This window comes from Acidovorax sp. FG60, assembly GCF_057808995.1.
In genome coordinates this window covers 22,737-45,189 of record NZ_JBMDJC010000027.1, presented here as the reverse complement: position 1 = coordinate 45,189, position 22,453 = coordinate 22,737, and the positions used below count along the sequence as shown (strand labels likewise).

22 protein-coding genes are annotated in these 22,453 nt (G+C 63.0%); 15 read left to right on the top strand and 7 right to left on the bottom strand.

The genetic code is table 11. The annotated features are described in order from the left end of the window. Positions 1-12: 12 nt before the first annotated feature. The 10 genes from ACODS0_RS25405 to ACODS0_RS25360 all read left to right on the top strand — a co-directional run bounded on the left by ACODS0_RS25405 (position 13) and on the right by ACODS0_RS25360 (position 10,737). Entirely contained in the window at positions 13-1,374 is a 1,362-nt protein-coding gene (locus tag ACODS0_RS25405) for an MBL fold metallo-hydrolase (protein ID WP_003090261.1), read from the top strand. Continuing rightward, positions 1,371-2,924: a thymidine phosphorylase family protein gene (locus tag ACODS0_RS25400; protein ID WP_113639718.1), complete on the top strand. Its 1,554-nt coding sequence runs from the start codon at positions 1,371-1,373 to the stop codon at positions 2,922-2,924. Before ACODS0_RS25405 ends, ACODS0_RS25400 begins: the two co-directional genes overlap by 4 nt. Then, positions 2,921-3,820 carry a ribose-phosphate pyrophosphokinase gene (locus ACODS0_RS25395; RefSeq protein ID WP_015012972.1) on the top strand — a complete coding sequence of 300 codons (900 nt, stop codon included), beginning with the start codon at positions 2,921-2,923 and terminating at the stop codon, positions 3,818-3,820. The genes ACODS0_RS25400 and ACODS0_RS25395 overlap by 4 nt, the downstream gene beginning before the upstream one ends. Positions 3,821-3,873: 53 nt before the next feature. Continuing rightward, the gene (locus ACODS0_RS25390) at positions 3,874-4,518 is read left to right on the top strand and encodes a DUF6629 family protein (protein WP_003121541.1); all 645 of its coding nucleotides are present in this window, start codon (positions 3,874-3,876) and stop codon (positions 4,516-4,518) included. Then, a complete protein-coding gene (locus ACODS0_RS25385) occupies positions 4,515-4,769 on the top strand; it encodes a hypothetical protein (protein ID WP_009516033.1) in 255 nt (84 codons plus the stop codon). The genes ACODS0_RS25390 and ACODS0_RS25385 overlap by 4 nt, the downstream gene beginning before the upstream one ends. Continuing rightward, the gene (locus tag ACODS0_RS25380; RefSeq protein ID WP_003121543.1) at positions 4,766-5,797 is read left to right on the top strand and encodes a hydroxyacid dehydrogenase; all 1,032 of its coding nucleotides are present in this window, start codon (positions 4,766-4,768) and stop codon (positions 5,795-5,797) included. The genes ACODS0_RS25385 and ACODS0_RS25380 overlap by 4 nt, the downstream gene beginning before the upstream one ends. A gap of 86 nt (positions 5,798-5,883) precedes the next feature. Further along, positions 5,884-7,416 carry an ABC1 kinase family protein gene (locus ACODS0_RS25375; protein WP_170962203.1) on the top strand — a complete coding sequence of 511 codons (1,533 nt, stop codon included), beginning with the start codon at positions 5,884-5,886 and terminating at the stop codon, positions 7,414-7,416. A 27-nt stretch (positions 7,417-7,443) separates the two neighbouring features. Next, positions 7,444-8,499 carry a type II glyceraldehyde-3-phosphate dehydrogenase gene (locus ACODS0_RS25370; RefSeq protein ID WP_003121545.1) on the top strand — a complete coding sequence of 352 codons (1,056 nt, stop codon included), beginning with the start codon at positions 7,444-7,446 and terminating at the stop codon, positions 8,497-8,499. Further along, positions 8,496-9,758, top strand: coding sequence for an MgtC/SapB family protein (locus ACODS0_RS25365; protein WP_003121546.1), 1,263 nt, complete (start codon positions 8,496-8,498; stop codon positions 9,756-9,758). Before ACODS0_RS25370 ends, ACODS0_RS25365 begins: the two co-directional genes overlap by 4 nt. A 265-nt stretch (positions 9,759-10,023) precedes the next feature. After that, the gene (locus ACODS0_RS25360) at positions 10,024-10,737 is read left to right on the top strand and encodes a DUF4158 domain-containing protein (RefSeq protein ID WP_158603293.1); all 714 of its coding nucleotides are present in this window, start codon (positions 10,024-10,026) and stop codon (positions 10,735-10,737) included. A gap of 131 nt (positions 10,738-10,868) precedes the next feature. Here the strand turns inward: ACODS0_RS25360 and ACODS0_RS25355 are convergent, their stop codons facing one another. Further along, complete coding sequence (locus tag ACODS0_RS25355; protein WP_121508966.1) at positions 10,869-13,277, bottom strand: heavy metal translocating P-type ATPase; 2,409 nt, start codon at positions 13,275-13,277, stop codon at positions 10,869-10,871. A gap of 182 nt (positions 13,278-13,459) precedes the next feature. Between ACODS0_RS25355 and ACODS0_RS25350 the strand changes: the two genes are divergently transcribed. Further along, a complete protein-coding gene (locus ACODS0_RS25350; RefSeq protein WP_056419638.1) occupies positions 13,460-13,651 on the top strand; it encodes a heavy-metal-associated domain-containing protein in 192 nt (63 codons plus the stop codon). Between the two features lie 101 nt (positions 13,652-13,752). Next, entirely contained in the window at positions 13,753-14,313 is a 561-nt protein-coding gene (gene cueR, locus ACODS0_RS25345; RefSeq protein ID WP_369882074.1) for a Cu(I)-responsive transcriptional regulator, read from the top strand. Between the two features lie 97 nt (positions 14,314-14,410). Here cueR and ACODS0_RS25340 read toward each other — a convergent pair whose 3' ends face one another. The 6 genes from ACODS0_RS25340 to ACODS0_RS25315 all read right to left on the bottom strand — a co-directional run bounded on the left by ACODS0_RS25340 (position 14,411) and on the right by ACODS0_RS25315 (position 18,777). Then, positions 14,411-14,704, bottom strand: a complete 294-nt coding sequence (locus tag ACODS0_RS25340) for a hypothetical protein (protein WP_015012914.1) — start codon at positions 14,702-14,704, stop codon at positions 14,411-14,413. Between the two features lie 78 nt (positions 14,705-14,782). Then, positions 14,783-15,124 (bottom strand): copper-binding protein, encoded by a 342-nt coding sequence (locus ACODS0_RS25335; RefSeq protein ID WP_121508525.1) that lies wholly within the window; start codon positions 15,122-15,124, stop codon positions 14,783-14,785. Between the two features lie 38 nt (positions 15,125-15,162). Then, positions 15,163-15,666: a cupredoxin domain-containing protein gene (locus tag ACODS0_RS25330; protein WP_055394787.1), complete on the bottom strand. Its 504-nt coding sequence runs from the start codon at positions 15,664-15,666 to the stop codon at positions 15,163-15,165. A 38-nt stretch (positions 15,667-15,704) separates the two neighbouring features. Then, positions 15,705-17,117 (bottom strand): multicopper oxidase family protein, encoded by a 1,413-nt coding sequence (locus ACODS0_RS25325; RefSeq protein ID WP_100409526.1) that lies wholly within the window; start codon positions 17,115-17,117, stop codon positions 15,705-15,707. A gap of 20 nt (positions 17,118-17,137) precedes the next feature. After that, positions 17,138-18,571, bottom strand: coding sequence for a TolC family protein (locus tag ACODS0_RS25320; RefSeq protein ID WP_121508526.1), 1,434 nt, complete (start codon positions 18,569-18,571; stop codon positions 17,138-17,140). Beyond that, positions 18,568-18,777, bottom strand: coding sequence for a hypothetical protein (locus ACODS0_RS25315; RefSeq protein WP_233559558.1), 210 nt, complete (start codon positions 18,775-18,777; stop codon positions 18,568-18,570). The genes ACODS0_RS25320 and ACODS0_RS25315 overlap by 4 nt, the downstream gene beginning before the upstream one ends. Before the next feature lie 253 nt (positions 18,778-19,030). On the opposite strand from ACODS0_RS25315, the gene ACODS0_RS25310 reads away from it, so the two are divergent. The 3 genes from ACODS0_RS25310 to ACODS0_RS25300 are packed head-to-tail and all read left to right on the top strand — an operon-like array spanning position 19,031 to position 22,375. Next, the gene (locus ACODS0_RS25310) at positions 19,031-19,717 is read left to right on the top strand and encodes a heavy metal response regulator transcription factor (RefSeq protein WP_121508527.1); all 687 of its coding nucleotides are present in this window, start codon (positions 19,031-19,033) and stop codon (positions 19,715-19,717) included. Further along, entirely contained in the window at positions 19,714-21,120 is a 1,407-nt protein-coding gene (locus ACODS0_RS25305; protein ID WP_063459332.1) for a heavy metal sensor histidine kinase, read from the top strand. The genes ACODS0_RS25310 and ACODS0_RS25305 overlap by 4 nt, the downstream gene beginning before the upstream one ends. Next, positions 21,113-22,375: a hypothetical protein gene (locus ACODS0_RS25300; protein ID WP_063459333.1), complete on the top strand. Its 1,263-nt coding sequence runs from the start codon at positions 21,113-21,115 to the stop codon at positions 22,373-22,375. Before ACODS0_RS25305 ends, ACODS0_RS25300 begins: the two co-directional genes overlap by 8 nt. The last annotated feature ends 78 nt before the right edge of the window (positions 22,376-22,453 follow it).

Sequence of the window (22,453 nt, the reverse complement as noted above, 5' to 3'; positions counted from 1 at the left end):
TGGAGACCTACCATGCAACTTCAGTTTCTGGGTGCCACCGGCACCGTGACCGGTTCCAAATACCTGCTGCGCCATGGCGACGCGACCATTCTGGTGGACTGCGGCCTGTTCCAGGGATTCAAGCAGCTGCGCCTGCGCAACTGGGAGCCGCTGCCGGTCGCGCCCAAGACCGTCGACGCGGTCGTGCTCACCCACGCCCACATCGACCACAGCGGCTACCTGCCACTGCTGGCGCGACAAGGCTTTCGCGGCCGGGTTTACTGCACGTCCGCGACGCACGAGCTGTGCAAGATCCTGCTCACCGACAGCGGCCATCTGCAGGAGGAAGAGGCGAAGTTCGCCAACCGGCACGGTTTCTCCAAACACCAGCCCGCGCTGCCGCTGTACACCCGTGAGGACGCCGAGCGCTGCCTGAAGCTGTTCGCGCCACGTCCGTTCTCTCAGGACTTCGAGGCGCTGCCCGGACTCACCGCGCGGTTGACGCCTTCCGGGCACATGCTCGGCTCGGCCTTCGTGCACCTCAACGACGGCCGGCGATCCGTGCTCTTCTCCGGCGACATCGGCCGGCCCAACGACCCGGTGCTGCGCCCGCCGGTGCAGGTCCCCGGCGCCGACTACCTGCTGGTGGAATCCACCTACGGCAACCGCAAGCATGAAGCGTCCGACGCACTGGCGCAGCTGGAGACTGTCATCAACAAGACGGCCGCCCGTGGAGGGGTCGTGGTCATCCCAGCGTTCGCTGTCGGCCGAGCGCAGAGCCTGATGTACGGCATCTACCAGCTCAAGAAGCAAGGGCGCATCCACCAGCACCTGCCCGTGTACCTGGACAGCCCGATGGCCATCGATGCCACACGGCTGTACCACGCCCATCGCGACGAGCACCGGCTCTCGCCCGAGGAATGCGAGGGCATGTGCCATGCCGCGAAGATCGTCAACAAGGTCGAGGAGTCCAAGGCGCTCAGCGCCGGTCGTGGACCGATGGTCATCATCTCCGCCAGTGGCATGGCCACTGGAGGACGCGTGGTGCACCACCTCAAGTCATTCGCGCCCGACCATCGCAACACCATCCTGTTCGCCGGCTACCAGGCGGGCGGCACCCGTGGCGCCGCGATCGTGCACGGCGCGTCCACCGTCCGCATCCATGGCCAGGACGTGCCGATCCGCGCCGAGGTGGCCTCGCTCGACAACCTTTCCGCCCACGCCGATGCCGACGAGATCCTCGCGTGGATGCGCGGCTTCACGCAAACACCGCGCCGAACCTTCGTGACCCACGGCGAGCCGGAGGCGGCCGATGCGCTGCGCGCGCGGATCGACCATGAACTGGGCTGGTCGGTTGCCGTGCCCGAGTACCTGCAGACGGTGGATCTGGTATGACGGCGCACCTGCACGAGACCGGCACCGGCACCGGCACCGGAGAGGATGGCGTGAACACGCTGCAGGCGTGGCGCACCGGCATCGACACCCATCAGGAGCCGGTGGTCTACATGCGGCGCGACTGCCCTGTCTGCCGGTCGGAGGGTTTCACGACCCAGGCGCGCGTGCAGCTGACGGCCGGCCGCCGCAGCATCGTGGCGACGCTCAGCGTCGTCGATGGGGATTGGCTGGCCGAGAACGTCGCTGGCCTGTCCGAATCGGCATGGGCGTCGCTGGGGGCGCAGCCGGGCCAGCTGGTCACGGTGACCCATGCACCGCCGCTGGATTCGCTCAGCCATGTCCGGGCCAAGGTCTACGGCAATGCCCTGGGCGATGCCGAGTTCAGCGCCATCATCTCCGACGTCGCGGCGGGCCATTACTCTGACCTGCATCTGGCCACCTTCATCACCGCCTGCGCCGGCGATCGCCTGGACCTCGCGGAGACCGTCTCGCTCACGAAAGCCATGATTGGCGTCGGTGACCGCATCGATTGGGGGCGCCCGCTGGTGGTGGACAAGCATTGCGTCGGCGGCCTGCCCGGCAACCGCACGACCCTGCTCGTGGTGCCCATCGTGGCCGCCTGCGGCCTCACGATGCCCAAGACCTCCTCGCGCGCCATCACCTCGCCGGCCGGGACGGCCGACACAATGGAGGTGCTGGCGCCGGTGAACCTGGATGTGCGAAGCATGCGGCGCGTGGTCGAACGCACGGGCGGCTGCATCGTCTGGGGCGGCTCGGTACGGCTCAGCCCCGCCGACGACATCCTCATCCGCGTCGAGCGGCCGCTGGACCTGGACAGCGAGGGCCAGCTCGTCGCCTCGGTCCTGTCCAAGAAGGCCGCTGCGGGCTCGACCCATGTGCTGATCGACCTGCCCGTGGGTGCCACCGCCAAAGTGCGCAGCGCGCAGGCCGCGGCGGCGCTCGGTCGGCGCCTGCAGGAGGTGGGCAGCGCCATCGGCCTGCACGTGGCCTTGCGCGTCACCGATGGTGAGCAGCCGGTCGGCCGCGGGATCGGCCCGGCACTGGAGGCCCGCGACGTGCTGGCCGTCCTACAAGGGACGCCCGAGGCCCCGGCCGACCTGCGGGAGCGAGCGTTGCGGCTGGCGGCGGACATCCTCGAAATGGGCGGTGCAGCGCCCGCCGGCGGCGGCCTGACGCTCGCCACGCAGGTGCTGGCCGACGGCCGCGCCTGGGCCACGTTCGAGGCGATCTGCGCTGAGCAGGGCGGCCTGCGCAGCATCCCGGTGGCAACGCATCGGCACACCGTCGCATCGCCGTCCACGGGACGGGTCTCCCGAATCGACAACCGGTTGCTCGCGCGGGCGGCCAAGCTCGCCGGAGCACCGACCGCCGCTGCCGCCGGCATCGACGTGCATGCGCGCCTGGGCGACCAGGTCGAAGCGGGACAGCCGCTCTTCACGCTGCACGCCCAGGCGCCGGGCGAGCTGGCCTATGCGCTGCAGTTCGTCCGCTCGCGCCCACCGATCTTCCAGATTTCGGAGAACCTATGAAACCTCTCGTTTTTCACCTGCCGGGCGACGAAGACTTCGCCGATGGACTGATCCGGGCGTTGGGCGCGCAGCGGGCTGCCCTGCAACTGCACCGGTTCCCGGACGGCGAGTCGCTGGTGCGGCTGGACGCCGACGTCACCGGCCGCACCGTCGTGATCGTGGCCAGCCTGGCACAGCCGGACGCCAAGGCGCTGCCCTTGTTGTTCGCCGCGGACGCAGCGCGCGACCTCGGCGCCACCCGCGTGTTGCTGGCTGCCCCGTACCTGGCGTACCTGCGTCAGGACCGGCGCTTCAACACGGGCGAAGCCATCACGTCCCGCACGTTCGCTGCGCTGGTGTCGACGGTGTTCGACGGTATCGTCACCGTCGATCCCCATCTGCACCGCTACCGCTCGCTCGGCGAGGTCTACCGGGTGCCGACCCGTGTGGTCGAGTCCGCGCCCGCCATCGCGGCCTGGGTCGCAGCCCATGTGGACCGTCCCGTGTTGATCGGACCCGATGCGGAAAGCGAGCAATGGGTCCAGGAAGTCGCGCGCTTGGCTGGCGCGCCGTTCACGGTGTTGCAGAAGATCCGCCGGGGCGACAAGGACGTGGAGGTCAGCCTTCCCGACACCGCGGCCCTGGCAGACCGCCAGCCCGTGCTCATCGATGACATCGTGTCCAGCGCGCGCACGATGATCCAGGCAATCGCCAGTGTGCGCAGCGTGGGATTGCCGCCACCGGTGTGCATCGGGGTGCACGCCCTGTTCGCCGCCGACGCGTACCACGCACTTCTTGCGGCAGGGCCCCAGCGGGTGGTGACCTGCGACACCGTGCCGCATGTCTCTAACGGCATCAGCGTGGTGGCACCGCTGGCGACAGCGGTGCAGGAACTGATGGAAGCCGGCGCGCCATGAGCCGCTGCGCCGCGCTCGCCATGACGCTCACGATCGAGGGGAGATGACTGCCCATGTGCTTTTCCGCACCCGCCAGTTTCACGGCCGCAGCGGTTCTGCTGGGCCTGGGGACCGTCACCATGCGCCGGGCCCGCTCACGGCGCGAACTGCCGTATGCCGCCATCCCGCTGCTGTTCGGGGTCCAGCAACTGCTCGAAGGCATGCTGTGGCTGACGTTCCCCGACCGCGCGCCCTTGCTGAACGTGGCGCTGACGCATCTCTACTCGTTCTTCTCGCACGTCCTGTGGCCGATCTACGTCCCGCTGGCTGCGCTGGCGCTGGAGAGCGTCCGTTGGCGCCGTCGGGTTCTGGTGGCCATTGCAGTCGCGGGCGCGCTCGTCGGTCTGTACCTGCTGGCGATGCTGGTGAAGCTGCCCATCACGGCCCGCGTGGTCGGCCAGCACATCCTCTACGACTCTCCGCACTTCTACGTGATGACCACGATGGCCCTGTATCTGATCGGCACCTGCGCAAGCCTGATGGTTTCTAGCCACCGGCGCGTGGCGGCTTTTGGGGTGGCCGCCTTTGTCTCCGCAATCGCCGCCTACATGTTCTATGCAACCTGGTTCATCTCGGTGTGGTGCTTCTTTGCCGCTGTGCTCAGCTTCATCGTGCTGTGGCAGTTCCGTGAGCCCCGAGCGAGGCTGGCCGTGCCATGACGAATCCTCCGGCCAGATTCAAGCCCGCACTGGCCTACGCGGACTGCGGCCGCACGCAGGGCCCGATGCGCCGCGCGGCGTTCTTCACGGTTCAGTTGCTCGACGGATTCGAGACCATGCGCGATGCGGTCGCCGGCCGGCTGCCGACGGTATTCGCGCAAGCGGAACTCGCGCAAGGCACCAAGACCGGGCACTTCATCGCCGCGTTCTGCATCCTGTCCCTGCACCGGGTAATCGAGGAGGGCTCATGACCGCACAAAACCGTCTGTCCGTTCTGTTCTCCGACATCGCACCGGCGGACCAGGCCGCGCTGCAGCAACGGCTTCCGACCCACTGGCACGCGCACTTCGTCCAGAACGAACGCCTGGTGGTATCCGATGTCGGCGATGAAGACACCGAGGTGCTGTGCGTCTTCGTGCGCACGCGCGTTGACGAATCGGTGCTCCGGTTGCTGCCGCGCGTGCGGCTCGTGGCAACGCGCTCCGCGGGCTTCGATCACATCGACCTGCAGGCTTGCCGCCGACGCGGCATTGCCGTGTGCAACGTGCCGGACTATGGGTCCGCCAGCGTCGCCGAACATGCCTTCGCGCTGCTGCTGGGCGTGGCTCGCCATCTGACACAAGCCCACGAGCGGGCGCGCCAAGGTTCTTTCGCTTACCGCGGCCTCACCGGCTTCGAGCTGGAAGGAAAGACGCTGGGCATCGTCGGGCTGGGCCGGATCGGGCGCCACGTGGCCCGTATCGCCCTGGGCTTCGGCATGGAAGTTCTCGCGTACGACCCGGCCCTCGCCCCATCGCTCGACATCACGGCAGCACCCATCGCCGGCGTCCGCGTGGTGACGTGGGAGCAGATCCTGCAAAGCAGCGATGTTCTGAGCCTTCATGTTCCGGCCACGCAGGCCACGCACCACCTTCTCGATGGCCAGGCCTTCGCGCGCATGAAACCGGGCATGGTACTGATCAACACGGCACGGGGTGCGCTCATCGACGACGCCGCCCTGCTGCACGCACTGGAGGCAGGTACCGTCGCCGCAGCAGGACTGGACGTGCTGGAACAGGAAGGGGATCTGTCTCCCGAAGTGCCCACGGGCTGCGGCGGACTGGGTTGCGATACCGGCTGGTCGGCATCCAGCCCACTGCTGACGCATCCGCGTGTGCTCGTGACACCGCATGTCGGGTTCAATACGTCGGAGGCGATCGCGCGCATCCTCGACGAGACCATCTCGAACATCGCAGCCTGGCATGCGGGCCGCCTGCGCAACAGGTTGGATGAGCCATGACGCGACCGAACCGCCCCGTTTCCACCGTGCGTCTTGCGGGCCGCCCAACGCAACGCTCGGCGCTGCGCCGGGCCACGCAGATCGCTATGGCCCTGAGCGGGTTCCTGCTCTGGGTGGCCTGGCACCGGGGCCTGATGCGCTGCGATACCCACCGGGCGGCCGACCGCTTCGCCGAAGTGCTGCAGCGATTGGGCACGACCTTCGTGAAGCTGGGCCAGCATCTCAGCCTGCGGGCCGACATTCTGGCGCCCGATGCGCAAGAGGCTCTGGCCAGCCTGCAGGCCAATGTGGCGCCGTTTCCTCCCGAGCAGGCGGTCCAGGAGGTCGAGGCGGCGCTCGGCCGCCCATGGCAGCAGCTCTTCGCACGCTTCGACATGCACGCGCTCGCCGCGGCCTCGATCGCCCAGATTCATCGTGCAGCCCTGCCGGACGGGACGGAAGTGGTGGTGAAGATCCGCCGCCCTGGCGCGGCCGAGCAGGCCGAGACCGACATGCGCATCCTGCGCCGCATCGTCCTGGTCATGCAGGGGCTCGTGCCCTCGCTGCGTCGCTGGGGGCTGGCAGCCATCGTGGACGAGGTTGCGGCCAACTTCCGCTACGAGATGGATTTGTCGCGCGAGGCAGCTTCCGTGCGACGTTTCGCCGACGCCTGGCGCGGCTCTGCCGACATCGTGATCCCCGACGTGGTGGACGGCCTGTGCACGCCGACCGTCATGGTCCAGCAGTTCAGCCACGGAGCTCACCTGCACGGTCTGCCTTCGTCCACCGCGGTGGCGGCCGCGGGCAAACTCGTGGACAGCTACGTCGCCCAGATCTTCCGCGATGGCTTCTTCCACGGCGACCCCCATCCCGGCAACGTCTTCGTGATGGACGATGGCCGCATATGCCTGCACGACTTCGGCATCGTGGGCCGGGTCGACGGCAACATGCGGCGGGCGCTGGTGGCGTTCGCCCTGGCCTTCGTCGAGCAGGATGCCGAATGGGTGGTCGATGCCTGGCTCGACCTGGGCCTGCTCGGCGACGGCACCGATCGGGCCGTGTTCGTGCCTGTCGTGCGTGCCCTGGTCGCAGACTGCGCACAGAGGCCGCTGAAGGACTGGTCGCTCTCAGGTGCTCTCGCGCAGCTCGTGGCGGCGGGCCGGACCCAGGAAGTCCGGCTGCCCAGGGACCTCCTCGTGCTCACGCGTACCCTGTTGTTGCTCGAAGGGACGGTGCGCCTGCTGGCACCCGAGTTTTCCATCATCGAAGCCATCTCTCGCCACACGACCACGGGCGTCTTCGACGAGCCCAAGTCTGCGGCATCGCAGCGTCTGCCATATGAACTGGGGAACGCGGCCCACGCCCTGCCCTCCCTGATGGCGCGGCGTCTGCACAGCGTCTTGCGGCAGGGTGACCTGCTGCAACTGTCGATCAAGCCGGATGCCAGGATGCTGAGCGGGATCGACCGCCTCGGCCGTCGCGTCGCGCTGGCGCTCGTGACGCTCGGCCTGTACATCGCATCGAGCTTGTTGATGCAGCACGGCGTGGGCCCGCGCTGGGGCGACATGCCGGTACTCGCGCTGCTGGGCTATGCGCTGGCGATCCGGTTCACGTTTTCCATCGCGCGCAGCCGCGGCTGAGGCGCCTCATCAAGCAAGGAGTCAGGCATGAACAAGGTCAGAGTGGCGGTGAACGGATACGGTGTGATCGGCAAGCGGGTGGCGGATGCGGTCGCACTCCAGGAGGACATGGCGCTAGCCGGCGTCGCGGATGTGGTGCACGACTATCGCCTGCAGGTGGCCGCGCAGCGCGCTTTCCCGATTTACGCGGCGACCGCTGAAGCCGCACAATCGATGCGTGCTGCGGGGCTTCCTGTCGCGGGCGATCTGGCCGACCTGCTCGCCAACGCGGACGTCGTGGTCGATTGCACACCCAAGAAAGTCGCCGCGGTCAACAAGAGGGCGTACGACGCTGCCGGTGTGAAGTCCATCTTCCATGGCGGCGAGTCCCACGCGTTGACCGGTCATTCGTTCGTCGCGCAGGAGAACTACGCAACCGCGATCGGCCGCACCTCCACCCGGGTGGTGTCCTGCAACACGACGTCGATCGTGCGCACCCTGGGGGCGCTTCGGACAGCGGGCCTGCTCAAGCGAGCCCGCGGGACGCTGATCCGCCGGGCTTCCGACCCGTGGGAGGCGCATGCGGAGGGCATCATCAACACGCTCGTGCCGGAGAAGACGATCCCCAGCCATCAGGGACCGGACGCGCGCACTGTGATCCCGGACCTGGACGTCGTCACGATCGCGGTCAAGGCGCCGCACAACAGCAGCCACCTGCACACCTGGTGGGTCGAACTGACGAGGCCGGCCACGCGCGACGAGGTGCTGGCGGCCTTTCGCGCTGCGCCACGGATCGCGTTCGTGCGATCCTCGGATGGTCTCGTGGCCCTCAACAGCACGGTGGAACTGATGGCCGATCTCGGCCGCCCGCGCGGCGACCTGTGGGAGGTCGCGTTGTGGGAGGACGTGCTTTCGGTCGATGGCGATCAGGCGTACTACACCTACCAGGTCTTCAACCAGGCGATCGTAATCCCCGAGACCATCGATGCCATTCGCGCCTTGAGCGGCATCGAGACCGATCCCCAGGTGTCGATGGCGCGCACCGATGCTTCGCTGGGACTGCAGCGTGATTTCATCCGTGACCGCGTCCAGGTTCGACGATGAGTGAATTCGATGATCCCGCGCTGGTCGGGCTCGGGCTGGCACTCGCTTCGGGACTTCTGATCGGCCTGGAACGGGGATGGCAGCAACGCGAGCGGCCCGAGGGACATCGCGTCGCGGGCGTTCGCACCTTTGCGCTGATCGGCCTGCTCGGCGGCCTTGGCGGGCTGCTGGCCCAGCGCTGGGGAGCCGGCATGCTCATCGCGCTGCTCGTACTCGTCGGGGTGTATCTGGTGGTGGGCTACCTGGTGACGGCGCATATGCATGCCGTGATGGGACTGACCACGTCCGTCGCCGCCCTTGCGACTTTCGCCATCGGGGCGCTGGCGACCAGTGGCGCTTGGCGCGTTTCGGCGGTCGCCGCCGTGGTCGTGCTGGCGCTGCTGCGTTTCAAGCAGCTCTTGCACGCCGGCGTCGGCAAGCTGTCCGAGGCGGAGATCAGCAGCGGCACGCAGTTGCTGTTGATCAGCGTGGTCGTACTGCCCGTACTCCCTGATCGTGGCTTTGGCCCCTATGAGGCGTTGAATCCCTATCGCCTTTGGTGGGCCGTTGTCCTGCTGGCAGTGCTGTCGTTCGCTGGGTTCGTCCTGATGCGCTCGCTCGGCAGGAAACGAGGGCTGGTATTCACAGCGCTGCTCGGCGGGATCGTGTCGAGCACCGCCACCACGGCCACGTTGGCGCGCTGGGCCGGGCAGACGCCAGGCTGGCATCCACTGGCAGCGGCGGGGGCGGCGCTCGCCTGCGCAGCCATGTTTGCGCGCATGGCGGCTCTCGTCGCCATCGCAGCCCCCGGCATCGGCTGGGACCCGGTGGTCATCTTCGTGGCCATGGCCGTGGCTGGCGGTGTTCTGGGGACGTTCCTGGCGGCGCGGTCGCCCGCCGACGACTTGCCCGAACTTCAGCTTGGCAACCCATTGCAGCTGCGCTCCGCGCTCCAGTTCGCAGCCTTCCTGGCCGCGGTGATGCTGGCAGGCCGCTTTCTTGCCGATCGCTTCGGGGATGCTGGCGTCATGCTGACCGCCGCTGCCTCGGGTCTGGTGGACGTCGATGCGATCACGCTCTCGATTGGCCGCCTGGTGACCGAGGGCGCCGTCACCGCCGCTTCGGCCACCCTGGCCTTGTTCATCGCCGCATCCGTCAATCAGGTCACCAAACTTGTCCTGTTGATGTCGCTGGGCGGTAGGGCGCTCGCATGGAGAGTGCTCCCGTCGTACGCGGCCATGGCTGCTGCTGGCTTTGCCGTCGCCCTGGGCTTGACCTGAAACAGCGATCAGCTATCGAAGGCCACCGATCGCGCCAGACTCTCCTGCGCTTCAAGGGCAGACAGCCTGCCCTTGAGCGCCGCCTGGATGACGCCGAAGGCGTCACCGCCCAGCGCCACCCGAAGCGGGGTGATCTCACTTTCCGTGCAGAAAACCCGGTTAAGAGCTACGGGTTAACCCGCAATTTTTTATTGTCTGGAATTATCAGTAGCGAATACGTAGACTGCAGCAGGCTTGCGACCACGCCAGCCACGGGAGGACCAGCTTGTCTAGCTACTACCTATGTTTCGTTGGCGCCGATACCCTGCCAAAATCGCTATCTAAGCGGGAAGTCGAAGAGTGCTTTGGGCTGAGCATTGAAGACATCCAGGAGCTGCGCCCGCCCCGGTTCAGAGGGACTGCACGCCTTGGCGCTGCAGTCCAACTGGTCATGCTGCGCGCCACCGGGCGGCACCCCGATGCCTTTTCAGGCCTCCCCTCCGTTTTGCTGCGGTACCTGACCTCAGCGCTTGGTATGCATGCGACGGATATCGCTTCGGTGACCTCGCTGTACAAGGACAAGGACACGCGATACGAGCACCAGCTCTGGGCTCGGGAACGTGTCGGCTTCGCGGTAGTAGATGACACCACCAAACCGCTCCTGGCAGATGCTTTGGGGGAGTTTTCCGCCTCAGCGGTATCAGTCGATGACCTGATCCAACAGTCAGAACACTGGCTTTTTGATCGACGGCTCGTCCTGCCTGGTGACCGGACACTGCGCGACATGGCGCGCACGGCATTTGCTGAACAGGAGAATGCAGCAATCGCAGCGGTCCGCACCTGTGCGCCACCCAAACAGGTTCAGGCGGCTCTCTCGCACGCATTCTCAAAGCGATCAGGGCCCGGCGGTCACACAGTGCTGGAGTGGCTGCGCACACCCCCAGGGAAGCACGGGCAGCTCACGCTGAGCGAGGTCACCAAGAAAATCGAGTGCCTATGACCCACGCTCACCCCCACGCACCAGATGTGCACCATCAGCACGTTCACAGAACCTCTTGAGTTCGACCGGATAGCGATGGACATACGCGGTCTACATCTGACAGGATCCGTTGTCGGATCTGGCGCTAGTCCTTACCTCTTCCAAGAACGCAGCAGCAACGCATTGGTCACCACACTCACGCTGCTGAGGGCCATAGCTGCTCCCGCCACCATGGGATTCAACAAGCCAAATGCAGCCAAGGGGATCCCGACCACGTTGTACGCGAATGCCCAGAAAAGGTTCTGACGGATCTTTGCGTACGTGCGCCGGGAGATGTCGATGGCATCTGCGATCAACGCGGGGTCACCACGCATCAGCGTGATCCCCGCAGCATGCATGGCCACGTCGGTGCCCGTGGACATGGCAATTCCCACATTCGCCGCAGCCAGAGCGGGCGCGTCGTTGATGCCGTCACCCACCATCGCAACGTGCCTGCCACCTGACTTGAGCTGCGCCACGATATCCGCCTTGCCTTCCGGCAGCACATCAGCACGAACCTGATCGATGCCCAACGCGCGGGCTACTGCGCTTGCGCTTCCCTTGTTGTCCCCGGTGACCAGGACGGTCTGGATGCCCAGAGCATGCAGTTGGGCAATGGCTTTTTGTGAGCTGGGCTTCACGGTGTCTCCAAATGCCAATAGTCCCATCACTTCTGGCGCATCGGTCACGTCAGCCAACCAGGATACCGTGCGGCCCTCTTGCTGCATCTGTGCTGCAGCCCCGGTCAGACTGGCCATGTTGACACCCAACTCCTCCATGTAACGTGTACTCCCGAGGCGGATCTGGCGTCCTTTGATGACAGCAGACATGCCTCTGCCAGCTACCGCTGTGACCTCAGTGGCACGAGGAACGGTCACACCCTGGGTGCGTGCAGCGTCCATCACGGCCTTGGCCAGTGGATGCTCGCTGCCGTTCTGAATGGCCGCAGCAAACGGCAGTAACTGATCCTGGAGGCCTTCGGCAGGCATCGCAGCCGTCAAAGTGGGCTTCCCCTCGGTCAGGGTGCCGGTCTTGTCGAACGCCACGGTGTCGATGTGGTGGGCAACCTCCAGTGCTTCTGCATCCTTGATCAGAATACCGTGGCGTGCTGCAACGCCGGTGCCCGCCATGATCGCGGTGGGAGTAGCCAAACCCAGCGCACAAGGGCACGCAATGACAAGTACCGCGACAGCATTGAGGATCGCCTGTTCCCAGTTGCCAGTGGCAAAGCCCCAGCCCATCAGTGTGATGGCAGCAAGGCCGAGCACCACGGGCACAAAGACCGCACTCACTTCATCCACAATCCGCTGGATGGGAGCCTTCTTCGCCTGCGCCGACTCAACCATCCGCACGATGCGCGACAGAGTTGACTCTGCGCCTATCGCAGTCGTCCGTACCAACAACAAGCCCTCCGCGTTCACGGAGCCTCCCGTCACCTTGTCACCGACGTGCTTCGCCACAGGCAGGCTCTCCCCGGTGATCAATGACTCATCCACCTGGCTTGCGCCTTCGATCACCGAGCCGTCTACCGGGACTCTCTCCCCTGGGCGGACAACCACCGTATCACCTACTTTCACGCGTGAGAGTGGTAGATCAATGTCACCGGCATCAGTGCGCACACGTGCAATTTCTGGGCGCAGCGCATGCAGCGCCCGGATCGCTTCGGTGGTTTGTCGCTTGGCTCGGGCTTCCAGCCACTTCCCGAGAAGGACAAGCGTGACGATCACAGCAGAGGCTTCAAAGTACAGATGGGGCGTGCCGTGTTCAGCGTGCTTGAACAGCAGGTACAGGCTCAAGCCGTACCCGGCCGACGTACCCAATGCGACCAGCAGATCCATGTTGCCTGCGCCTGCACGAAGAGCCTTCCAGCCAGCGCGGTAGAACCTCGCGCCCAGCCAGAACTGCACAGGGGTGGCCAGGGCCAGTTGAATCCAGCCGTTGAGTGTCCAGTCTTGACCGAACAGCATGCCAAGCATGGGCAATACCAGGGGGAAGGACAGACCAGCGGCTAGAGCGACAGGCCACCAGGGCGCCGACGGCTTGTCGTGTTCAGTGGAAGTGCTCGTATCCGCAACCTGTGCCTCATAGCCCGCCTTAACAACGGCGGCTACCAGGCGTTCGGGAGGCAATCCTGCATCGAAACGAACCTGCGCACGCTCCGTGGCTAGATTGACTTCCGCGTGCTTGACGCCTGGTACACCCTTCAGCGCTTTTTCGACACGTCCCACGCACGACGCGCAGGTCATCCCACCGATCAACAGCTCCACGGACTCTTCCGCTATTGCGTATCCAGCCTTTTCGACAGCCGCAGCCAAGGCCGGGACCGGCACCGTGGAGGCGGCAACCACGGAGGCGCGCTCAGTAGCAATATTCACGGTCACCTCACGGACCCCAGGGACGGCTTTGAGGGCCTTTTCAACCCGTCCAACGCAAGAGCCGCAGGTCATGCCAAGTATCGGAAGATTCAGGTGTGCGATCGATAGTGAGGCGGACGGCCCCGCTTCATGGGCAGAGGTATTCATAGCAATCTCCATGTGGTGTTCAACTCCGGCGTTAACCGGCAGAGTTCGAACTTTCAGGGTTGACACGATGGGAGACGCAAGCGAGTCGGCGCTCCTTGTTTGGATATCTATCTGGCCACTTGACCTTGCCCCAGTGGCAAACCGGAGACTGAAAGCCTCTTAACTTTTCCAAGAGGTGAAAAATGCATGAATTCCAACTCCCCGACATGACCTGCGGACACTGCGCTGGTATGGTGAGCCAGACGCTTCAGATGACAGACCCTGAATGCAAAGTGCAGGTGGATATGTCCAAACGCATGGTCACTGTGCAAAGCGCGGAAGATCGCAAGACACTGGTCGAGGCGCTGACCGAGGCTGGATATCCGCCCGCCTGATCTAGGCTTTACAAAACGTAGTATTCGGAGCGCTTGACATTGACACGGTGGTAAGGGCCAAAGTCCTTGCTACCGTGTTATTCCATTGCACAGGAGCATCCATGACCACACTCATGAACATCGGCGAAGCGGCCAAAGCGGCAGGTGTATCGGCCAAGATGATCCGCCACTACGAGCAAACAGGTTTGTTGCCAGAAGCTGAGCGCAGTGAGTCTGGCTATCGAAAATACGGTGAGCGCGAAGTTTCGGTACTGCGTTTCATCCGCCAGTCGCGCCGCCTCGGGTTCTCAATGCCCCAGATTGCGGAGTTGATCGGCCAATGGGGTGACACGCACCGCACCAGTCGGCAGGTAAAGGCGATTGCGGAGCGCCATCTGGCGGATCTGGAGGAGAAGCTGCGGGAGATTATCGAGATGAAATCAGCCTTGGAGCAGTTGGTTTCTGTGTGCGCTGGCGACGACCACTCGAACTGCGCAATTCTTGACAACCTGGCGGCGGACAGCCCCTCGAAGCCCAACCACAACGCAAGTTTCGTCAAACCGACTCGGCGCGGAGCCAAGGTTTCCAGAGCGCACTCTGGTGTGACCGACACGCCAACGAACAGCCATCTAGACCTCATGACGTGGATGCGCGGAGTCCACGCACATCGGAGCGGGCACTGAACTAGGCCCTGAGGGGGCTTGCGAAGCCATCACCTTGCACCACGATTGCGGCCCGCCCGTACTTGGGTGGGCCACGCTTGTGGCCCACCCGTTTGCATTACTTAGGCGTGGAGCCCGGAGTGGCTTCCTTGTGCGGCATGGCTTCACGCGCATTGGCCTTTTCCTGACCACGGGCTTCGGCCTTGCTGGTGTCCGCAAGGCCAGAGCCTTCACCTCGCGCTGTACCGCCATCCTTGATCTGCTTCACACCGGTTGCAGGACGGGCTTTCTTGTGGTCTTCGCCATGCGCTTGCGCCTTGGAGTTGGTATAGGGCGTGGCTTCCTGGGTGTCGCCAGCGGCGAATGCGGACGATGCTGCTGTCATGGCGAGGGCAATAAGGAGCGTTTTCATGATTTTTCCTTGGTGGGTTGACGTGCGAACAGAAGAACGCCCCCTTTTCTTGAGGGCGTAGCGAGACACTTTTTGCGCTTACTTGGCAGGCTCGATGGCAGTGACGACCATCTTTCCGCCCTCGTTGATCACCATGAAGCGGATCTTGTCGCCGGCCTGCGCCTTGTCGAGCAGGGCCTTGTCCTTGGCTGTGAACACCATGGTCATCCCCGGCATCTCCAAGTGCTTGATGTCGCCATGCTTGATGGTGATTTTTCCGGCGTCCTTGTCGATCTTGCGCACCTCTCCATCGGTCATGGAGGCTGCGGCCGTGGTTGCGGCTCTTCCGGCGTCTCCAGAGGCTTGCGCCGTGGCCGACAGCGGCAAGAGGGTGGTCAGCGACAACACGGCGCCGATCAAAAGACTGTTTGCGTTTTTCATGTGAACTCCTTGTTCAATGGCGTGGAGGACTTTTCCGCTTACTTCTTCACCACCGTGACCTGCCCCTTCATGCCAGCGTCGTAATGGCCTGGGTACAGGCAGGCAAACTTGACTTCACCAGCCTTTGTGAACTGCCAGATGATTTCGCCTTGCTTGCCTGGGGCCAGCGACACCTTGCTGGGTTCGTCATGCTCCATATCCGGGAACTTCTTCATGGTCTCGTAGTGTTCCTTGAGTTCGGCATCGGTGCCCATGCTGAACTCGTGTTTGACCTGGCCACTGTTCTTGATCACGAACTTGACCGTTTCCCCCTGTTTGACGGAAATCGCGGCGGGCGTGAAGCGCATGGTGTCAGCCATGTCCACGTTGATTGTGCGGGTCACCTTCGCGGCCTTGCCGGGCTGACCAATTGCTGATTCAGCGCTGCCATGGCCGTGGGCGCCACCGCCGTCATGGCCGCCGCCGTGATTGCCGCCTGCAATGCTGTTGAAGGACAGGGCCACCAGGGTGGAGGCCGCGATCAGGGAAAGAGTGCGTTTCATAGTTGCCTTGGGTTGTGGATGCGATGTGAACGTGGTGATCAGTGGCCGCTGTGCGAAGACGGCTTTTTGACCTTGACGACAGTGTCCGAGCTGGACTTCTCTTTGCGAGGCATGGACTGCCCGCCCTCGGCCTTGAAGCGGGCCGGTTCAGCCATCGGACCGGTGTACTCGTAGGCCACCGTGCCCTCCGGGTTTTTGTACCAACCCGGGTTTTTGTAGTCGCCCGGCTTCTGGTCGCGGCGTACTTTGAGGACGCTGAACATTCCGCCCATTTCGACCGAGCCGAACGGGCCTTCTCCGGTCATCATCGGGATGGTGTTGTCCGGAATGGGCATTTCCATTTCCGTCATGTCTGCCATGCCGCGCTCGCCCATGACCATGTAGTCGGGGATCAGGTTGTTGATCTTCTTGGCAACGCCGCGGTGGTCCACGCCAATCATGGTGGGAATGTCGTGACCCATTGCATTCATGGTGTGGTGGCTCTTGTGGCAGTGGAACGCCCAGTCGCCTTCTTCGTCCGCGAGGAACTCAATCTGGCGCATCTGGCCCACTGCCACGTCGGTTGTCACTTCATAGAGACGGGTGCTCTTGGGCGTGGGACCGCCGTCCGTGCCCGTTACCAGAAACTCGTGTCCGTGCAAATGCATCGGGTGGTTGGTCATGGTGAGGTTGCCGATGCGGATGCGCACCTTGTCGTTGAGCCGAACGTTCAAGGAATCGATGCCAGGAAAGATGCGGCTGTTCCACGTCCACAGATTGAAGTTCAGCATTTCCGCGACCTTGGGCGTAGCGGCGCCGGGCTCAATGTCATAGGCACTGAGCAGGAAGCAAAAGTCTCGATTCACTTCATCAATCAGCGGATGCTTGGTCTTTGGATGCGTGATCCAAAAGCCCATCATGCCCATGGCCATCTGGGTCATCTCATCGGCGTGCGGGTGGTACATGAAGGTGCCTGGACGGCGAGCCACGAATTCGTAGACAAAGGTCTTCCCTGACTGGATCGCTGGCTGGTTCAAGCCCGCCACGCCGTCCATGCCGTTGGGCAAACGCTGTCCATGCCAGTGGATGCTGGTGTGCTCGGGCAGCTTGTTGGTCACAAAAATGCGGACGCGATCGCCTTCCACGACTTCAATGGTGGGACCGGGACTCTGGCCGTTGTATCCCCACAGGTGGGCCTTGAAGCCAGGAGCCATTTCGCGCACGACGGGTTCTGCTACCAAGTGGAACTCTTTGACCCCCTGGTTCATGCGCCAAGGCAGCGTCCAGCCGTTGAGCGTGACCACCGGGTTGTAAGGACGCCCGGAGTTGGGTACGAGCGGCGCCATGGTGTCTGGACTTGTCTGGTACACGGGTTCCGGCAGTGCTGCCATCGCCACTCGGCTCACACTCGCTGCGGCCACGGCCCCTCCGGCGATGCCCGCAAATCGGAAAAAATCTCTTCTTGAATTCATGTTTGGTTTCCTTGAGGGGATCAGTGGCCTGCGCCAGCTTCGGCAGCGGCTGCGCCACCGCCCGAGACGCCAGTGCTGGTTGGCTTGCCAATGAGGGAGGCCTGGAGGGCCGCGTCCGCTAGCCAGAACTGTTGTTCAGCGTTCAGAGCCGCCATTACCGAGTTCACCTGGTCGCGGGAGTCGGCAAGTAGTTCAAAGACGCTGATCAGCATCCCGTTGTAGCGAAGCTGGTTTTCTTCAGAGATGCTCTTACGCAGCGGGATCACTTCGTCGCGGTGGTGGCGCGCGATGTCGTATGCCGTGCGATAGGCTGAGTAGCTTTCGCGCAGGTTGGATCCCGCCGCGCGGGCGGTAGCTTCCAGGCGGTTGGCCGCAGCCAGGGTCTGCGCGCTCATGGCGTCGCGCCGCATACCTCCCCAATCAAAAATGGGCAACTGCAGGCTGATCTCAAAGCCTCGTCGCGTTGAGTGGGTGTTCTCGGCCGCATCGAAGACAGAGTCGCGCCGTACTCCCAGTTCAATGTCCGTGAAGGTCGTGATCGTGTTCCAGCCTTGCGCGCGTGCGGCTGCGTCGTAATCGGCCTTCGCGATCTGCAGATCCAGCCGACCCTTCGAAGCCTGACGGCCAGCGTCCGATGGAGACAGCGGCTCCTTGGGAAGTGTGGGAAGGCGTTCAGGCAACTTGAGCTGTTGGGCTTGGCTATCGTCCAGGCCTAGCAGCCGCACCAGCTCCTCACGGGCTGCCGTGACCTGGTGCTGCGCACTGGCCAGCTGGGTCGCAGTGTCGGCGTAGAACGCTTGCTGGCGCACACGATCGAGCTTGTTGAAATTGCCCACCGACTGCATGCGTTTGGCCAGTTCGGCGCTGGCCTGGGCGCTGGCGACGACCTGTTGGGTGTAAGTCAGGGTCTGTTGCGCGGCGACAGCCCGGACCCAGGCCTGACGTACCTGCGTGACTTGGTCCACTACGTCGCTGCTCAGGCGCAACTGGGTCTGCTTGATGCGCTGCTCGGCGATGCCTTTGCGTGTTGGCAAGGTCAGCAGGTCCAGCAGGCCGAAGGACAGGATGCGGCCGATCTCCGTCTCGCTACCCAGGCGAACCCGCTCCAGGCTCAGAATGGGGTTGGCGATGCGTCCGGACTGGGCTGCAGTGGAAGAGTCCGCCCAGTTTTGGGCCACGATGGCCTGCAGGGACGGGCTATTGACCAGAGCGAGTTGAACGGCATCCTGTTGACTGAGCGGTTTGGCCAACAAGTCCGAGGCACGCCGGCGCAAGGCCTCTTGCTCATTCTTGGCTCGGGCCAAGGTGAGTTTGCCGTCCGTGAAACTGCTGGTTGCTGCGTTGGCGCTGGAGATGTTTTGCTCCAGGTTCACGCTGGCACAGCCAGACAAAACCGCAACTGCGGCAACAGCGATCACGAGTTTGGCGCGGGGCATACGCAGGGGGCGGCTCATTGTTTGCCCCCGTGGTGTGCGTCATGGCCTTGGGCTGGTTGGTCCTGACCCGCTGCGGGTGCGGATTGGCGCATTTCCTTGGCATAGGCCCGCCATCCTCCGATTTCACCCACCTTGTCGTTGGCGGCCTTCCACGGCTGGACTGATTGCTCCTTGTAGACCTCATAGCCCGCGAGAGCTGATCGGTACGAAAGTTGGTAGTCCACCTTTGGGGGGGCATCGTCCGGCATCTGAGCAAGTGCCAGCGAAGGTGCCAGCAATGCTGCGGCCAGCCAAGGGATTGAGTTAAGTCGTGAAAGCCAAGAATTTCTCATAGATTCACCATGCGTTTTGATGCAACGCATTGTGTGAGTTATTAGCTTCCAAAGACATAACGGATTGATTACATATTTGTCATGTTCAAGAAAGGCATAAATCTCCGGGCACACTGGCGACCTCTTGTAGCGCCAAGGAGGTCTCGTGAAGATACTGATCGTTGAGGACGAAACCAAAACCGGGGAGTACCTGCGCCAAGGCTTGCGGGAAGCGGGATTCAACGCTGATCTAGTCCACAACGGTGTCGATGGTCTGCGTATGGTTCAAGAGGAAGACTACGATCTGGTAATCCTGGATGTGATGCTTCCTCGGATGGACGGCTGGCAGGTCCTCACCAATATGCGTCGCCGTGGCCTTGAGATGCCCGTGCTATTTCTCACGGCCAAGGATCAGGTGCAAGACCGGATCAAGGGGCTGGAATTAGGCGCAGACGACTATCTGGTCAAGCCGTTTTCTTTTGCTGAATTGCTGGCAAGGGCCCGTACCATACTGCGGCGCGGCCGTAGTGGCGCCGAGGTGACCATTCTGCAGGTGGCCGATCTTGAACTGGATCTTCTGCGGCGGAGAGTCAGCAGGTCCGGCAAACGCATCGACCTCACGCCCAAGGAATTCGGTCTGCTGGAACTGCTGATGCGTCGCCAAGGAGAGGTTTTGCCTCGCTCTCTGATCGCGTCGCAGGTGTGGGATATGAATTTCGACAGCGACTCCAACGTGGTCGAGGTGGCAATGCGCAGGCTTCGGGCCAAAATTGACGATGCCTATGACGCCAAACTGATCCAGACGGTGCGAGGCATGGGGTATGTGCTTGAAGCGCCACAGGAGATTCCGTGAAAGCCCGGCACTCGCTGACGACACGGCTGACGGCCTTTTTTACGCTGGCTTCTGGGCTTGTGCTCGTTGGCTTGGGGACCATCGTCGCCATTTCTATCGATCGCCATTTTGTGGAACTGGATCGCGATGCCCTGCGCGACAAGATCCACCTCACACGTGAGGTGATAGGAAAATCCACGTCACCTGAAGACCTCAAAATGCGTCTGGACGACGTCTTGCACAGCCATGAGGGCCTTTTTGTCAGCGTTTTCCGTGACAGGGCCACGCTTTACGCGACCACGGATTTCCAGTTTCCAGATGATCTCCATGCCCTGGCCCAGAGGGCCCGCCTGGGGGTTGCCTCCTGGAAAACGAAGGGGCGGGAATACCGAGGGATGTCGGCACTCGTGACGTTGCCGGGTTCCGCCGAGCCGCCGCTGCAGGTCTGGGTAGCTGTAGACATTGCCCACCACAAGCACTTCATGTACGAATTGATTTGGGTGCTTGTGGGCTATGTGGCGTTGGCCACTCTAGTGGCCGGGGTCCTGGGCTGGTGGGCCGCAAAGAATGGCTTGGCCCCCCTTCGGGCCATGAGATCTCGCGCCATGGCCATCACGGCACAGCGACTGGACGAGCGGATGCCAACCCAGGAGTTTCCAGTGGAAATGGCAGACTTGGCGACCACTCTCAACGAGATGCTCCGGCGGCTCAAGGAGGAGTTCGACCGGCTGTCCGAGTTTTCTTCGGACCTGGCTCACGAGCTGCGAACGCCCATCAACAATCTGATGACGCAGACCCAGGTCACGCTTAGCCAAGCTCGCTCCTCCGAGGAGTACCAGGACATACTGGCCTCCAACGCCGAGGAGTACCAGCGTTTGGCCCGCATGGTGGCTGACATGTTGTTCCTGGCCAAGGCTGACCACGGGCTTATTCTTCCCAGCACGGAGAGAATCGCAGTTCATGATGAAGCACAGGCCTTGTTTGATTTCTACGAGGCCCTTGCCGAAGAAAAGCGGGTCCGGCTGCAACTGATCGGAACGGCGGAGATCACTGGCGACCGGTTGATGCTTCGCCGGGCGCTGAGCAATCTCCTGTCCAACGCCGTTCGCTACACCCCCCCTGGAGAACAGGTGGTCGTTGACATTCAAGGGGACGTTCACGGAACCACCGTGGATGTAGTCAACACTGGACCTTCTATCGATGCGCAGATGATCCCCCGCCTGTTTGACCGTTTCTTTCGGGCAGACAAGTCGCGCAAGCAACTGGATTCCGACGGTGCAGGCTTGGGCTTGTCCATCACCCAGGCGATTGTTCATGCACACCGGGGCCGCATCTCAGTGAGTTCGGCCGATGGCAGGACCTGTTTTTCGATGTATTTCCCCAGTGCACAGACCATTGGCAAGCACTTCACGACAAATGCATGACCCCTTTGCAACCCTTATTGACTGCTGGAAGGCGGATCCGAGCAGCACCTACAACAGCTGGTTCCTGTGGGATCAGAGGATCAAGAACTTCCGCTCCATACGCAGAGGCATGGCACAGGTGGTGGAGGACATCCGGGGAGGAACGTTTGGCAACGCCTACCGAGGCTCCTCGCTGGAGACGATCGTGGGTTCCGTGGCAGAGCAGCGCCAAATTTTCAAAGGTGCGGACCACGCGTTCCTCTGGAAACCCAAGCTGAGGATTCCGGACATCTACGAAAACACGAGTAACCAGCTCGCCTTCGCAGATCTCCTTCACACCTGCGATCACTGCGATTGCGCAGAAGACGTCGTTGCCGCCATACAGCGCATCGATGCAATCGGCATCAAAGGCTTGGGCCCAGCAGTCGCCAACTTGCTGTATTTCATCCACCCAACGCTGCTCTCTCCCTTTAACACTGCCATTGTCAATGGTTTCAACGCAGTGACTGGCGGGCGCGTGAAGCTCGGACGTTGGGACCACTATCTCTCTATGCGGGAGGGCTTGCTGCGCTTGAACGCGCAGTACCGGCTGAAACTATCGAATGATCTCGGTGCGATTGCGGGACTCATGTTTGACATTGGCAGTGGCCGATATGCAGCGCCGCCACAAGCAATGGATGCGGCGACGGCGACACTCTGGCAAGAAGACCTTGAACGTGTGCGGCTGGAATCCACCGCATCGCAACGGGAGATGTCCCAGGCGACCGAAAGCGATGCGACCCACACGGGTATTCAGGCTTCATTGCGCGATCTGGGCAAGTCTCTCGGGTTTGATGTCTGGATAGCGTCCAACGACCGGGGTCGCTCCTACGGCAGCGGCCTTTTGGGAGACGGATGTCTGGCGCAGTTGCCTGCCAGCGTGGACAGGGGACTGGAGTCGATTCGACTCATTGATGTCGTATGGATTGATACTCAGACATCGCAGGTCGCGGCCGCATTTGAAGTCGAGCACACCACGTCCATCTATTCGGGGATCGTGCGAATGCTCGACCTGGCCTTGGGCACGTCGGTTGCAGTCAACTGTGCATTGTTTCTTGTGGCTCCAGACAATCGCAGAGACAAGGTCGCTGAACAACTTCAAAGGCCTGCATTCTCCCGCGTTTCGGAGTTGGGAATCCGGTACCTGCCGTATAGCCAACTGGAGCAGAACCACGCTTTGATGAGCCGTTTTGGTTCCAGTATCAAGCCGCTGCTGGAGATTTCGCAGCGGCTGTGAGACCCGGTTCTTTGGCATGGTGCGGTTCGCCTGGGTCTGGCTCCTTCGGCCTCGGGTTCGATTCACGGCGATGTCGGC

Coding starts and splice junctions, on each gene's coding strand:
- ACODS0_RS25405 (WP_003090261.1), top strand. CDS start 13: ATGCAACTTCAGTTTCTGGGTGCCACCGGCACCGTGACCGGTTCCAAA.
- ACODS0_RS25400 (WP_113639718.1), top strand. CDS start 1,371: ATGACGGCGCACCTGCACGAGACCGGCACCGGCACCGGCACCGGAGAG.
- ACODS0_RS25395 (WP_015012972.1), top strand. CDS start 2,921: ATGAAACCTCTCGTTTTTCACCTGCCGGGCGACGAAGACTTCGCCGAT.
- ACODS0_RS25390 (WP_003121541.1), top strand. CDS start 3,874: ATGTGCTTTTCCGCACCCGCCAGTTTCACGGCCGCAGCGGTTCTGCTG.
- ACODS0_RS25385 (WP_009516033.1), top strand. CDS start 4,515: ATGACGAATCCTCCGGCCAGATTCAAGCCCGCACTGGCCTACGCGGAC.
- ACODS0_RS25380 (WP_003121543.1), top strand. CDS start 4,766: ATGACCGCACAAAACCGTCTGTCCGTTCTGTTCTCCGACATCGCACCG.
- ACODS0_RS25375 (WP_170962203.1), top strand. CDS start 5,884: ATGGCCCTGAGCGGGTTCCTGCTCTGGGTGGCCTGGCACCGGGGCCTG.
- ACODS0_RS25370 (WP_003121545.1), top strand. CDS start 7,444: ATGAACAAGGTCAGAGTGGCGGTGAACGGATACGGTGTGATCGGCAAG.
- ACODS0_RS25365 (WP_003121546.1), top strand. CDS start 8,496: ATGAGTGAATTCGATGATCCCGCGCTGGTCGGGCTCGGGCTGGCACTC.
- ACODS0_RS25355 (WP_121508966.1), bottom strand. CDS start 13,277: ATGAATACCTCTGCCCATGAAGCGGGGCCGTCCGCCTCACTATCGATC.
- ACODS0_RS25350 (WP_056419638.1), top strand. CDS start 13,460: ATGCATGAATTCCAACTCCCCGACATGACCTGCGGACACTGCGCTGGT.
- cueR (WP_369882074.1), top strand. CDS start 13,753: ATGACCACACTCATGAACATCGGCGAAGCGGCCAAAGCGGCAGGTGTA.
- ACODS0_RS25340 (WP_015012914.1), bottom strand. CDS start 14,704: ATGAAAACGCTCCTTATTGCCCTCGCCATGACAGCAGCATCGTCCGCA.
- ACODS0_RS25335 (WP_121508525.1), bottom strand. CDS start 15,124: ATGAAAAACGCAAACAGTCTTTTGATCGGCGCCGTGTTGTCGCTGACC.
- ACODS0_RS25330 (WP_055394787.1), bottom strand. CDS start 15,666: ATGAAACGCACTCTTTCCCTGATCGCGGCCTCCACCCTGGTGGCCCTG.
- ACODS0_RS25325 (WP_100409526.1), bottom strand. CDS start 17,117: ATGAATTCAAGAAGAGATTTTTTCCGATTTGCGGGCATCGCCGGAGGG.
- ACODS0_RS25320 (WP_121508526.1), bottom strand. CDS start 18,571: ATGAGCCGCCCCCTGCGTATGCCCCGCGCCAAACTCGTGATCGCTGTT.
- ACODS0_RS25300 (WP_063459333.1), top strand. CDS start 21,113: ATGCATGACCCCTTTGCAACCCTTATTGACTGCTGGAAGGCGGATCCG.